We start from the raw sequence: 12,321 nt of genomic DNA on the forward strand, positions 1-12,321 counted from the left end.
CGCGCCCCGGCACCACCCCACCCGACGTACGGGCCCCCGGCCCGCGAACCGCCCACGAACAGGCACCGGACCATGCACACGAACGAGAACCTGATCACCACACCCGTCACCGAGGAATTGCTGCGCGGCGCCCTCGACGTGGAGCGCACCCGCCGCGGGCTGCTCCCCCACCGCCTGCCCGCCGCGGCACGCCGGCAGATCCCCGACGAGCAACTGGCCACCGCCGAGGCGCAGCCGTCCGGCGTGCGTCTGGTCTTCCGCACCCGGGCCACCACCGTCGAACTCGACACGCTGCCCACCAAGCGGGTCTACCGGGGCTTCCCTCCCCCGGCGGACGGCGTGTACGAACTGCTGGCCGACGGCCGTCTCGCCGCCCGGGCCACCGTGGCCGGCGGCAACGTCCGGGAGATCACCGACATGGTCACCCAGGCCTCCGAACTGCACGAGGGTCCTGCCGGCACCGCCCGGTTCTGCGAACTGCCCCCGGGGGACAAGGAGGTCGAGATCTGGCTCCCCCACAACGAGATCACCGAAGTGATCACCCTGCGCACCGACGCCCCAGTCGAGCCGCCGGCGCCGCGGGACCGCAAAGTCTGGCTGCACCACGGCAGTTCCATCAGCCACGGCTCCAACGCCGCGCATCCGAGCGAGATCTGGCCCGCCCTGGCCGCGGCGGCGGGCGGTGTGGAACTGGTCAACATGGGCTTCAGCGGCAGCGCGCTGCTGGACCCGTTCACCGCCCGCGCGATGCGCGACACCCCGGCCGACCTCATCAGCCTCAAGATCGGCATCAACATCGTCAACACCGACGCGATGCGCCTGCGCGCCTTCACCCCGGCGGTCCACGGCTTCCTCGACATCGTGCGCGAGGGGCATCCCACGGCGCCGCTGCTGGTGGTCTCCCCCGTCCTCTGCCCCGTCCAGGAGGACACCCCGGGCCCTCTGGCGCCGGACTTCGACGGCGGCACCCTGCGGTTCAGGGCCACGGGCGACCCGGCGGAACGCGCCGCGGGCCGGCTGACCCTCAACGTCATCCGCGACGAACTGGCCCGGATCGTCGCCCGGCGGGCGGCCGACGACCCGAACCTGCACTACCTGGACGGCCGCAAGCTCTACGGCGCGGCCGACTACGCGGAACTGCCGCTGCCGGACGAGGTCCACCCCGACCCCGCGGGTCACCGGCGCATCGGCGGGAACTTCGCCCGGCTGGTGTTCGCCGGCACCGGTCCCTTCGCCACGGCCGCCCGCTGACCGGCATCCCGCGGGGCGGCGCGGCACGAAGGTCATCGACGTGCCGCATCGCGGTATGCAGTCCATCGATTTGCCTCACCTGATGCCCGGATCCACCATGGCAGCGCTACCCCAGGTCCGCCCCGCGAGAGTCCGCCAGGCTGCACGGCCTGTCGCGCGGAACACGGCGATCACCGGAGAGGTGGAGAAGTGAGCATGGACGCCGTATGGGTCCGTGGCGTGAACGGCCTTCAGATGCACCACGTCACCGACCTCCAGGACGCCGGCAGGTTCCTGGGCAACGCAGCGATGGCCCTGCGGGCCGCCCACGTACGCACCGGCGCCGAGCGCTTCGAGGGCCTGGCCGCCGAGCTCAAGGCCCTGGTGACCCGGGTACGGAAGCTGGAGGACGAGGCCCGCTCCGCGATGCACGAACTGCACGCGACCGACCCGGAGCGCTTCGCCCGCTGCCGCGAGGGCCACGAGCCCTGGCCCGGCGAGATCGAGGCCGGGTTCATCCCCCGCCACACCTGCCGCGACGAGTGCCTCTACCACGACCGCGGTGTACTCGAGGCGATCACCCAGTGCACCTGCGGCCGCCCGCCCTGCCAGGCCTGCCAGATCGGCGGACCGCTCCCCGGCGACTGATCCCCTCCCGGCGGCCGCCGCACGGCGACGGCGCGAAGCCGAAGGAAGGACTCCTCATGCACAAGCCCTCGGAGCCGATCCGGCTCGATCCGACCGGCCACCGGCTCCACGAAGACACCGCACGCCTGCTGGCGGCGGGCCCGGCCACCCGCGTCGAACTGCCCGGAGGCATCACCGCCTGGTCGGTCACCCGCTACGAGGTGCTGCGGCGCCTCACCGCCGACCACCGGGTGTCCCGCGACGCCCGGCAGCACTGGCCCGGACTCGGCGAAGTGCCCCCGGACTGGCCGCTGTCGCCCTTCCTCGCCTCACCGACGGTGCTCAACGCCTACGGCTCCGACCACCGCCGCCTGCGCGCCGTCATGGAGCGCGCGTTCGCCCCCGGACGGACGGCCGCCCTGGGGGCGAGCCTGCGGAACAGGACGGAGACCTATCTGGACGCGCTCGGTACGCCCGGCTCCGGGCGGGTCGTCGACGTCCGCGCCCGGTACGCCCGCGTCGTCGCCTGCGAGACGCTGTGCGACCTGTTCGGTGTACCGGAGGACCGCTGGGAACAGGCCGTGCGGGCGATGCGCGCCCTGCTGGAGCCGCCCTCCGATCCCGGCGCCGCGGCCGCCGCCACGGAGGCGTCCATGGCCTTCTGGGCCGCGCTCCTCGCGGAGAAGGCGGGCGCGCCCGGCGACGACTTGGCGACGATCCTGGTCCGGGCCCCGGACATGACCGACGAGGAGCGGCTCCTGGCCTTGGTCGTCACCGTCGCCGGGGGCGTCCCCTCGGCCACCGACCTGATCACCAACGCCGTCATCGGCCTGCTGCGCCACCCGGAGCAGTTGGAGGACGTCCTCGCCGGCGCCGTGCCGTGGCCGGCGGTCGTCGAGGAGACCCTGCGCGCGGACTCGCCGGTCCAGCACATGCCGCTGCGGTACGCCGTGGAGGACATCGACCTCGGCGAGGGCGTGGTGATCCGCCGCGGCGAGGCGATCGTCCTGGGCTTCGGGGCCGGCGGCCGCGACCCGCGCCGGCACCCGGACGGCGCGGACGCCTACGACGTCCACCGGCGCGACAAGGACCACGTCGCCTTCGGCCACGGCGTGCACCGCTGCATCGGCGAACCCCTCGGACGGCTGGAGGCGGCAGCCGCCCTCCCCGCCCTGTTCGAGCGCTTCCCCGGCCTGCGGCCGGCGGCGCCGCTGGAGGAGCTGGAACCGCTGCCGACCTTCGTCTTCAACGGGAGGACGGAGCTGCCGGTCCGCCTCTGAACCGTGTCGTCACTCTGGCAGGAGGTCTGGAACGCCCACGACCCCCCAAAGATCGGCGACTTCGTCACCGAGGACTTCGTCCTCCTGGGCCAGGTCCAGGACCTGCGGCTGGAGGTCGTCGGGTCCTTCCAGAACGAGGACGGGAGCCGCGTGGCGTCGCGGTGGGTCGCGCACGGGAGGAGCAACGGTCTGCTGGGCACCGAGCCCGACGGGCGTCCGGTCTGCTTCTCCGGTACGGCCGTCTGGGCGGTGCGCGAGGACGGCGGGCTGCGGCACGCCTGGGTGGAACGCTCCGCCTGGGAGCTCACCCGGCAGTTGACGGGCACCGCGGGACGCTGAACCGATCACCCGGCACGCGGGCGCCCGGCCTCGACGGGCGATCGCGGCCGGCCGCCGTCAGGAGTCGAGAGTCCTCAGGGTCTCCTGAACCAGGGGCAGCAGTTCCTCCAGATCCACCGCCGCGAGCTCGTCGAGCGTTCCCGCGCCGCGGGCCAGCAGCACCCCGAGGAAAGCGGCGGTCGCCACTTCGGCCCGCAGTTGCGGACGGTCCAGTCCCTTGCCGGCGAACCGCTCGCGCAGCGGGTCGACCAGGCGGAGGTAGAGCTGGGCGTGGGCAGCCTCCTGCACCGCGGGGTCGTCGTGGGCCTGGACGGCCGACCAGAAGACGGGGCCCGCGCTGCGCCGGTTCCTGCGTTCGAAGAGCGAACGGAGACGGTCGGCTCCGAGCAGGTCGGGCGGGGGCGTGTCACCCATCTCGGCGCGCACCACGGCGATGTACAGGGCGCTCTTGTTGCCGAAGTACCGGGCGATCAGCGCGGGGTCGACGCCCGCGCGCTCCCCGATGTCGCGGATGGTGGTGCGGTCGAAGCCGCGTTCGCTGAAGAGTTCGCCCGCCGCCTGGAGCAGCAGTTCGCGGCTGCGCGCTGAGTCCCGCCTGCGTGACGGCGTGCCGTCGGTCACCGCATCACCTCCTGCGCCACGTCCTCGTCCGGCGTCCGGGGCCCGGCGGCCGCCCCCGGCAGGGGAGTTGCGACCGCGCCACGCCGGCGTCGCGGCGGCAGGACCGCGGTCACGACGATCATGGCCAACCATACCGCGCAGGCCAGCAGGGCGGCCGTTCGGTAACCGTCGCCCGTGGGCAGCGCGTGGCCGGTGGCGGTGTGGGCCTGCAGGACGGTGGCGCTCAGCACGCTCCCGGTGGAGTAGCCGACGTAGCGCAGCACCTGGTTGAAGCTCATCGCGCTGCCCGTCTCGTGCGCGGGTACGGAGCCCACGATCAGCCCGGGCAGCAGGGCGAACATCCAGCCGATGCCGAAGCCGGCCACCGTCATGACGGCGAAGAGCTCCCACAGCTGTCCGCGCGCCAGGGCGAAGGCCAGCACGGCGGCCAGGGAGACCGCGCACCCGACCGGCAGCACCAGGGCGGTGCCGGCCCGCCGGACCAGCAGCGGCACGATCCGGCCGGCGGCGGTGCTGGCGAGGGAGTACGGCAGCAGCACCAGCCCGGTCACGGCCACGGAGGCCCCGAACCCGTAGCCGGCCGCGCGCGGCGTCTGTGCGAACCGGGTGGCCAACGACACCAGAAGGTACATCCCGACACCGGCCACCAGCGCCGTCACATGGGCGGTCAGCACGGTGCGGTCCCTGATCAGCCGCAGGTCGACCAGCGGCTGCGCGGTCCGGGACTCGTGTACGACCCAGGCACCGAGCAGCAGCGCCGAGATGCCGGCCAGGGTGAGCAGCCGCCACGAGGACCAGCCCCAGAGTTCGGCCTCGCCGAGCGCGAGCAGCAGGCCGGCGAGGGCGCCGCCGAGCAGCAGCGCACCGGCGACGTCCAGGCGCGGCGCGGGGCGGCTCGGGGACGGCGGCAGGACCAGGGCGGCGGCCACCAGCGCGGCGGCGCTGACCGCCGCTCCGAACCAGTAGCCGGCGTACAGCCCGAAGGACTGCGCGATCAGCCCCGTGACCGGGTAGCCGAGGCCGACCCCGGCCACGGTGGTGATCGACAGCATGGCCACCGCGGGGCGGGACCTCTCGGGCGGCAGGGCGTCCCGGGCGGTGGCGATCGCCAGCGGGACGAGTCCCAGTCCGATGCCCTGCAGCGCCCGTCCGGTCAACAGGCAGCCGATGCCCAGCGGAAGCGCCGCCAGGACGCAGCCGGTCAGCACCGCCACCAGGGCGCCGAGCATCACCGCGCGGCGGCGTGGCCCGTCGCCCAGCCGGCCCATCACCGGTGTCACCAACGCGCCGACGAGGAGTGTGACGGTCAGCGACCACTGGGCGTCGCCGAGGGACACGTGCTCCTCGGCGGCGACGGTCGGTACCAGGGGGGCGCCGAGACTGCTGACCACGGCGACCAGCAAGCCGAGCGATATCAGGACCGGGACCAGCGCGCGCTGCCGCCCGGACCGCGGCTCTCCCGTTGCGGGGTTCTCCACGACTCTCCTTGATGTCATCAAACGATGTCATCAAGTGTAGTCATCAGCCGATGACAACTCAGCCCCGGTGCGGGCCTACGTGAACCTGCGTGGTCCGCGCCGGGCGGGGGTCCGCGGCGAGGGGTCCCAGCGCAGGCGGACGCCGGTGAGGCGGGCGATGGCCCGCAGGTGCCGGCCGGTGTTGCCGACGTACCAGATCCGCCGGTCCGCGTGCGGCCACGCGTAGGCCGGGACGCCGTCGTCCAGCAGGGCCGGCAGCCGCGGTTGTTCCAGTGAGGCGGCGGAGAACGCGTACAGACCGGACAGCCGCGGGGCGATCACCCCGTAGTCCAGCACGCGGGCGAGGGCGTGCTCGTCGAGGACGGTGTCCTCGACGGGCGTGGTGACCGGGTACCCGGGTGGGAAGGACCGGCCGAGGTCGAGGTACATCTGGACGGCCCGGTGCCGGGGGTCGGCCATGAGCGGGCCGAACACGGCCAGCGGACCGAGCGCGAGCCGGGGGCGCGCGAGCATCGCGTGCGTGAACAGGACGCGCAGCAGCGCGACGTTCATCATGAACCGCTCCACCTGCAGTTCCGCGGCGGCCAGTTCCTCGTGCCGCAGGTAGCCGGCGACGATGCTGGCGTTGTGCGCGCGGTACCAGCGGCCGGGTTCGGGCGTGCGGATGAAGTCCAGCCAGAACTCGACGCTGCGGGCGCCGGGCGTGCCCGCGGCTCCCGTGGCCAGCAACTGGGCCTCGGCCTTGTCGCGCAGGAGCCGTTCGTTGACGGCCCGCCACCAGGGGCTGCCCGGTGGGTCGGCGGTCTCGGGTGCCAGTACGCCGCGGGCCAGCGACCAGCGCATGAAGCTGAGTTCGGCGTGGCCGTAGTGGCGGCGGGGCCCGCCGGCGAGGCGGTAGAACTCCCGCGCCAGCGCGTAGCGCGCGGCGGGGTCGTCGCGTACGCGGGCGACCTGCTCCTCGGCGCGTGACGCGGCGTCAGCCATGACCGCCCGTCCGGATCAGGACCGAGCAGCGACCAGCACCCTCCGCGATGGAGGGGGTTGTCGTGGGAGCACCCATGGCCGCCATCCCGTACGGCCGCGTTCCCGGCACGCGGACGCCTGATCGGATGCGGCAGGCCGGGCTGTCTCCACGATACCCGCGGCGCGTGCGCCCGGCCCGGGCGGAACGGGACACACCCGCCCCGCCCGGAGCGGGGTCAGCTGCCCGACCCGGGCCCGCGGTCCGGTGCGGAGGCCGCGGCCGGCACGGCGTACCGGCCGGTGCCCGCGGCGGACTCACCCGCGGACGCGGGCGCGGCGGGCGCGGCGGGCGCGGACGGCAGCACGACCGCGGGCCTGCGGACGACGGCTCCCGAGACGGCCGCGAGCAGCGCGAGCAGGACCACCGCGGCGCCGTACACCATCGCTGTGTCGTGCAGGCCGAAGGACGGAACGGCGAGCCCGGCCAGCACGGCCGGGACGCTGAGGGCCAGGTAGCTCACGACGTAGACCGACGCGAACAGTTCCGCCCGCTCCGTGGGCCGGGCCAGTGCCGCCAGGGAGCGGAAGGCGCCCAGGAAGGCGGCGCCGAAGCCGAAGCCCGCGAGCCCGGTCCCGACGAAGAAGAGCGTCGTGGAGGGCCCGGCGAGGGCGAGCAGCGTGAGCCCGGTCCCCGCGGCGAGCACCGCCGAGCCGCCGGTCATCATCCGCTGCGGCGTCACGTCGCGGACCACCAGGGAGGCGACGGCCGCCACACCGAAGAGGGTGGTCACGACCAGGCCGCCGACCAGGTGGCTGCCGAGGTGCAGCACCCCGGCGGTCAGGGAGGGGCCGAGCGCGAGGTAGAGCCCGCCCATCGCCCAGGTGGCGACGAGGCAGGGCGTCGCCGCCAGGAAGGTGCGGCGGGCCTGCGCCGGCACGGCCGCCCGGGGCCGCAGCGAGGCCCAGGCCCCCGGGCGCGGCGAGACGGGATCGGGCAGGAACAGCACCAGCGCCGCCAGCACCACGAAAACGGCGGTCAGCACCACGAAGACCAGGCGGGTGGGGGCCGGGGCGTACTCCACCAGCAGGCCCGCGCCCAGCGCCCCGGCGGCCAGCCCGGTGGCCGGGGCCGCGGTGTTCAGCAGGGAGCCGAGGGGCGAGGTGGGCGAGGGCTGCAGGTCGATCAGCCCCGCGCTGATGGCCCCGGCGGCCGCGCCCGTCGCCACACCCTGCAGGACGCGGGCGAGGAACAGCGCCCCGACGCCGTCCGCGGCGAGGAAGACGACCATGGCCGCGGCCTCGACGACGAGCGCCGCGAGCAGCACCGGCCGCCGGCCGACGTGGTCGGACAGCCCTCCGACGGTGAGCAGCGCCACCAGCAGCGCGAGCACGTAGACCGCGAAGACCGTGGTGAGCACGATCGGCGAGAAACCCCATTGGTGCTGGTAGACCACGTAGAGCGGGGAGGGCGCGCTGGAGGCGGCCAGGAAGGCGAGCAGGGTGGCGGCGAGCAACCAGAAGCCGACCGGACGCGGCATCCGCCTCACGGGGCGCTGGGTGTGCATATCGGTTCTCCGAACGGTTCCAAAAATATCGAACCGTTCGAGGGTAAACACACATCCGCCGATTGTTCAACTATTATCGAACCATGACTGGAGCCCCCCGGGAGCTGCCGCACCCCGACACCGCGGACCTGGTGCTGACCGACGTGCTCTTCGCGCTGAGCGACCCCTCGCGGCTGGATCTGGTGCGCCGCCTGGCCGACCGTCCCCTGGAGGGGTCGGCCTGCCAGCCCGTGAACGGGGAGATCCCCAAGTCCACGCTCTCCCACCACCTCAAGACGCTCCGCGAGGCCGGGGTCATCCGCAACGACCCGCACGGCCGGCAGCGCCTGGTCAGCCTGCGCCGCCAGGACCTGGAGAGCCGCTTCCCCGGGTTGATCACCGCCGTCGTCGACGAGCCGGGCGCCGCACCGCCCGGACCGATCGACCTCTGACCCGGCGGCTCAGCCGCCCACCGGAGCCGTGCCCGAGGCGGCCCGCGCGTCCTGGTAGAAGATGTCGATGTCGACCTCCTCGCCGCCGACGGTGACGGTGTCCCACGGACCGCTGTCCCGCAGGGTGCGCAGCGTCTCGCTCCCGAGGGTCTCCAGACGCTCGCGCAGGACGGAGTCGTCGGGCATCCCGGCGATGCGCGGGGCCAGTCGTTCCCGGATCGCGCGGAGCTGCTCCATGAGGGCGTCGACGTCGGCCGCACGGTCCGGCTTGCCCGCGGCGGACTCCTCGATGCTCGTTGCGATCTTGTCCTTGATCGCCTGGCCCACCCCGTTCTCGTCGGTGGTGATCATCGCGTTCCAGGCGCGGCTCTTGTGCCGGTACTGGAGCATCGACATCGCCGCCTCGTGCCGTACGAAGTCCGCGTCGCGCAGCGCCCTGCCGCGCCAGGTGCCGCTCAGTGTCCGGGCGAGCGAGATCGCCGAGGCCAGGCCGCTGTTCAGACCGCGCCCGGGCCAGAAGTGGATGGCGTTGGCGGCGTCCCCGAGCAGGAACCCGTACGTCCCCGGGCCGGCCGCGGTCGCCGGGTGCAGGCGCGCCGTGAAGCGCGGGCGCTGCACCATGTCCAGCCGGAAGGCGGTGATCGCGCTCAGGTCCTGCTCGTCGACGTCGAAGAGCGCCAGGCCCTCCTTGATGCGCTGCCACAGCGCCGAACCCTTGATGAGGGCGGGCAGGAAGAACGTGCTGTGGGTGGAGCAGTGGAAGTCCCCGTGGCCGTCGCGGCTCATCACACAGGGGCGGGAGGCGATGCACTGCTCGAAGACCTGCCGCACGGGGTCGATCCCGACGACCTCCCGCGCCTCGGCGTCGGTCAGCCGCATGTTCAGGAAGCCCTCGCCGCGCAGGGAGTTGAGGAGGAAGCGGTTCTGCGCGACGGTCAGCAGGACGGTCATCGGGTCGGAGAGCCTCGACTTGACGCGCAGGCCCAGCACCACGTCCTGGAGGTGCTCCCCGTCCAGCGAGTAGATGGACGTGTCGGGGGTCCCGAACCTGGCGGCGAAGTGCTCGCGCGTGCGCGACCGGCCGCCCTCGCAGATCGCCAGGACGTGGTCCCGGGCCACCGCCTCCTTCTGCTCGGCCACGTCGAACCGGGCGGGGACCAGGCGGATGCGGTCGCGCTTGGCGTTCGCCAGGTCCAGCAGCGTGTCCTCGACGTAGGCGATGCGAATGTTGCGCGGGTTGAAACCGCGGATCGAGTCCGGGCCCGCCGGCCACATCTCGGTGTACGTGCCCTCCGTGAACAGCCGGGCCTGCACCTCCTCGGGCAGGTTCAGATACTGCCGGCTCTGCACCGTCACGACCTGCTGCCGCCGGACGTTGCCCTGCCCCTCGTCCTTCCAGACGACGCGGTCCCCCTCCTGCGTCCAGCGGCTGTCGTGGACGGTGATCGAGACCCGCCGGCCCATCAGGTTCTCCAGCAGCAGGGCGAACGCCAGGCCCACCGGACCGCCGCCCGCCACCGTCACCTTCAGCACCGGTCCGGGCTCCTCCGGCTCCGCCGGCGGCATCAGCGCCTCCAGCAGGGAGAGGTCGAGGATGGTCTCCATCGCGTCGGCGGCCTCGAAGCCGAAGGTCTCGTCGCCGATGGCGATCTCGTCCCCCGGCTGCAGCACGTGGGACGTCACGGGCTCCCCGTTGACCCGCGTCCCGTTGCTGCTCCCCCGGTCGTAGAGAACGAAGCCGTGACCCTCGCGGCGCACCTCCGCGTGCACGCGGGAGACGCTGACGCTGGCGATCACCACCGTGTTCCCGGCCTTGCGCCCGAACGTGACGGGCTTGTCGCCGATCCCGAACCTCTCCCCTGCCAACGCGCCTCGACGCCCGACTATCTCAGGAGGCATTGGTCCCTCATCTCGTGTCAACGAACCCCGGGGAACGCACGCACAGTCCCTGGCTGCCCAACCCGCCCACCGCGGGAAACACCCCCGGCGCAACGCGTCGCGGAACCACCCCCCGCACGGCCGCCGGCTACGCCCCCGGAGACCCGGCCGCCTCCGTCATCCGGCGGATCGACGGGCCGCGGGCACCCGCCGCAGGGAGAGGTGCAGCCTGCGCCGTTCACGGTCGACATCGGTCACGACGACGGTGATCCGTTCACCGGTCCTGACGACGTCCTCCGGCGCGTTGACGGGTGCGTCGGCGAGTTCGCCGAGGTGCACCAGCCCCTGGACACCGTCCGCGACCTCCACGAAGGCACCGAACGGGACGAGCTTGGTGACCCGTCCGCGAAGCGTCCGGCCCACCGCCGTCCGATCGGCGAACTCCGCGAAGGGGTCCGGCAGGGTCGCCCTCAGCGACAACCGGGCCTCGCCGTTCGTCGTGTCGAACTGGAGGAACTCGCAGGTGACGCGTTCCCCGACCCGGACGACCTCCGAAGCGTCCTCGAAATGCCGCCAGGAGAGTTGGGGAACGGTGATGAACCCCACGCCGGGGAAGACCGGGTGGTCCGGGCCGTCGTCCAGCGCCACGAACACCCCGAACCGCTCGATCGACGCGATCGTGCCGGTCATCCGCTCGCCCGGGCGCAGTGACGCGAGGAACGACCACAACTCGGGGTGCAGGGTGCCGGCCGTCGACAGCGACACCTGCGCCGCTTCCACGTCTACCGACAGGACCCGGGCGGTGATCCGCTGCCCGGGTACGACATCAGGACGCCAGATCCAGGACCCGTCCAGTGACCCCACCGTGCCCAGCGGACGCGCCGGAAAGCCGTCCAGGGTCACCGTCACCCCGCGGTGGGTGGCCTCCACCGCCGTCCCGCCCCAGAGGTCGCCGACGCGGATCCGGTTCAAGAACGCCCTGCATGCCTGGTCGTCCGAAGGTTCACCCATGCGCGACAGTCTCGCCGCCGGGCGGGGCGGTTGGCGAGGCCTTGCGCGTGCCGACCGCGGTCGCGTTCGCGGCGACGATCACGAACGTGGCCGTCCACGCCGCCGCGTCGAGCCGCTGGTCGAGGACGACCAGGCCGACGAGCGCGGCGAAGACCGGGTTCACGCTCATGAAGACGCCGAAGAAGTGCGGCGGGACCCGGCGGAGCGTCAGCAGGTCGGACAGGAACGGTACGGCGGAGGAGAGGATCCCGGCGGTGACGGCGCAGGCCAGCGCGGTGACGGTGGGGGGATGCCACCACAGGGCCAGCGCACCGGCGGGCAGGTACGCCGCGCCGGAGACCGCAGCGGCGGCGGCCGGGCCCTGCAGGCCGGGCAGCCGGCCGCCGACGACGCGGTTGAGCGCGATGTAGGAGGCCCAGCACGCCGCGGCGAGCAGCGCGAGGCCGATGCCCGGGTAGTCGGTGGAGGGCTCGGGGCGGGTCAGGACGACCACGGCGGCCGCGACGGCGAGGGCGCACAGCACGTCGGTGCGGCGGCGCGAGCCGATCAGGGCCACCGCCAGCGGCCCGAGGAACTCCAGGGTGACGGCGAGGCCAAGGCCGATGCGGTCGACGGCGGTGTAGAGGGAGAGGTTCATCGCCGCGAACACCGCCGCCAGGGCCAGGACCGGGCGCCACTGCGCGGCCGTGAAGGACCGCATCCGGGGCCGGCCCGCCCCGCACAGAACCGCCGCGGCCACCCACTGGCGGACCGCCACCACGCCCAGCGGCCCGATCACGGGGAACGCCAGCGCGGCGACGGACGCGCCGACCTGGTTGGACAGGCCGCTGCCCAGCATCAGCGCAACCCCGCCGAGGCGTCCCGCGGCCGGGGCCTGGACGGCCGGCGCGACGTCGCC

The 12,321-nt window shown here is 73.6% G+C and carries 12 protein-coding genes; 5 read left to right on the forward strand and 7 right to left on the reverse strand.

The annotated features are described in order from the left end of the window. The first annotated feature begins 72 nt into the window (after positions 1 to 72). The 4 genes from CHF15_RS11830 (at position 73) to CHF15_RS11845 (ending at position 3,476) form a co-directional block, all read left to right on the forward strand. On the forward strand, positions 73 to 1,251 hold the full coding sequence (locus tag CHF15_RS11830; protein WP_089223686.1) for a GDSL-type esterase/lipase family protein: 1,179 nt from the start codon (positions 73 to 75) through the stop codon (positions 1,249 to 1,251). 195 nt (positions 1,252 to 1,446) lie between these two features. After that, a complete protein-coding gene (locus CHF15_RS11835; RefSeq protein WP_089223984.1) occupies positions 1,447 to 1,878 on the forward strand; it encodes a hypothetical protein in 432 nt (143 codons plus the stop codon). Between the two features lie 56 nt (positions 1,879 to 1,934). Beyond that, positions 1,935 to 3,137, forward strand: a complete 1,203-nt coding sequence (locus tag CHF15_RS11840) for a cytochrome P450 (RefSeq protein WP_089223687.1) — start codon at positions 1,935 to 1,937, stop codon at positions 3,135 to 3,137. Between the two features lie 3 nt (positions 3,138 to 3,140). After that, positions 3,141 to 3,476, forward strand: coding sequence for a nuclear transport factor 2 family protein (locus CHF15_RS11845; protein ID WP_089223688.1), 336 nt, complete (start codon positions 3,141 to 3,143; stop codon positions 3,474 to 3,476). Between the two features lie 57 nt (positions 3,477 to 3,533). On the opposite strand, the gene CHF15_RS11850 is transcribed toward CHF15_RS11845, so the two are convergent. The 4 genes from CHF15_RS11850 to CHF15_RS11865 all read right to left on the reverse strand — a co-directional run bounded on the left by CHF15_RS11850 (position 3,534) and on the right by CHF15_RS11865 (position 8,103). Next, positions 3,534 to 4,097 (reverse strand): TetR/AcrR family transcriptional regulator, encoded by a 564-nt coding sequence (locus CHF15_RS11850; protein WP_179279752.1) that lies wholly within the window; start codon positions 4,095 to 4,097, stop codon positions 3,534 to 3,536. Continuing rightward, positions 4,094 to 5,575, reverse strand: coding sequence for an MFS transporter (locus CHF15_RS11855; RefSeq protein WP_089223689.1), 1,482 nt, complete (start codon positions 5,573 to 5,575; stop codon positions 4,094 to 4,096). Before CHF15_RS11855 ends, CHF15_RS11850 begins: the two co-directional genes overlap by 4 nt. A 75-nt stretch (positions 5,576 to 5,650) precedes the next feature. Beyond that, on the reverse strand, positions 5,651 to 6,559 hold the full coding sequence (locus CHF15_RS11860; RefSeq protein WP_179279753.1) for a hypothetical protein: 909 nt from the start codon (positions 6,557 to 6,559) through the stop codon (positions 5,651 to 5,653). 215 nt (positions 6,560 to 6,774) lie between these two features. Beyond that, positions 6,775 to 8,103: an MFS transporter gene (locus CHF15_RS11865; protein WP_089223690.1), complete on the reverse strand. Its 1,329-nt coding sequence runs from the start codon at positions 8,101 to 8,103 to the stop codon at positions 6,775 to 6,777. Positions 8,104 to 8,186: 83 nt separating this feature from the next. Here CHF15_RS11865 and CHF15_RS11870 point away from each other — a divergent pair, with 83 nt between their 5' ends. Further along, positions 8,187 to 8,534, forward strand: coding sequence for an ArsR/SmtB family transcription factor (locus tag CHF15_RS11870; RefSeq protein ID WP_018560147.1), 348 nt, complete (start codon positions 8,187 to 8,189; stop codon positions 8,532 to 8,534). Between the two features lie 9 nt (positions 8,535 to 8,543). On the opposite strand, the gene CHF15_RS11875 is transcribed toward CHF15_RS11870, so the two are convergent. The 3 genes from CHF15_RS11875 to CHF15_RS11885 form a co-directional block, all read right to left on the reverse strand. Next, positions 8,544 to 10,433: an FHA domain-containing protein gene (locus CHF15_RS11875; RefSeq protein ID WP_179279754.1), complete on the reverse strand. Its 1,890-nt coding sequence runs from the start codon at positions 10,431 to 10,433 to the stop codon at positions 8,544 to 8,546. 156 nt (positions 10,434 to 10,589) lie between these two features. Beyond that, positions 10,590 to 11,423: a S1 RNA-binding domain-containing protein gene (locus CHF15_RS11880; protein ID WP_089223692.1), complete on the reverse strand. Its 834-nt coding sequence runs from the start codon at positions 11,421 to 11,423 to the stop codon at positions 10,590 to 10,592. Then, on the reverse strand, positions 11,416 to 12,261 hold the full coding sequence (locus CHF15_RS11885; protein WP_089223986.1) for an EamA family transporter: 846 nt from the start codon (positions 12,259 to 12,261) through the stop codon (positions 11,416 to 11,418). Before CHF15_RS11885 ends, CHF15_RS11880 begins: the two co-directional genes overlap by 8 nt. Positions 12,262 to 12,321 lie beyond the last annotated feature (60 nt).

Origin of the sequence: Actinacidiphila glaucinigra (genome assembly GCF_900188405.1) — a bacterium.
GTDB lineage: Bacteria > Actinomycetota > Actinomycetes > Streptomycetales > Streptomycetaceae > Actinacidiphila > Actinacidiphila glaucinigra.

Excerpts from the sequence above, each read along its gene's own strand:
- CHF15_RS11835 (WP_089223984.1), top strand. The coding sequence starts at position 1,447 with ATGGACGCCGTATGGGTCCGTGGCGTGAACGGCCTTCAGATGCACCAC.
- CHF15_RS11860 (WP_179279753.1), bottom strand. The coding sequence starts at position 6,559 with ATGGCTGACGCCGCGTCACGCGCCGAGGAGCAGGTCGCCCGCGTACGC.
- CHF15_RS11830 (WP_089223686.1), top strand. The coding sequence starts at position 73 with ATGCACACGAACGAGAACCTGATCACCACACCCGTCACCGAGGAATTG.
- CHF15_RS11865 (WP_089223690.1), bottom strand. The coding sequence starts at position 8,103 with ATGCACACCCAGCGCCCCGTGAGGCGGATGCCGCGTCCGGTCGGCTTC.
- CHF15_RS11875 (WP_179279754.1), bottom strand. The coding sequence starts at position 10,433 with ATGCCTCCTGAGATAGTCGGGCGTCGAGGCGCGTTGGCAGGGGAGAGG.
- CHF15_RS11870 (WP_018560147.1), top strand. The coding sequence starts at position 8,187 with ATGACTGGAGCCCCCCGGGAGCTGCCGCACCCCGACACCGCGGACCTG.
- CHF15_RS11880 (WP_089223692.1), bottom strand. The coding sequence starts at position 11,423 with ATGGGTGAACCTTCGGACGACCAGGCATGCAGGGCGTTCTTGAACCGG.
- CHF15_RS11885 (WP_089223986.1), bottom strand. The coding sequence starts at position 12,261 with ATGCTGGGCAGCGGCCTGTCCAACCAGGTCGGCGCGTCCGTCGCCGCG.
- CHF15_RS11840 (WP_089223687.1), top strand. The coding sequence starts at position 1,935 with ATGCACAAGCCCTCGGAGCCGATCCGGCTCGATCCGACCGGCCACCGG.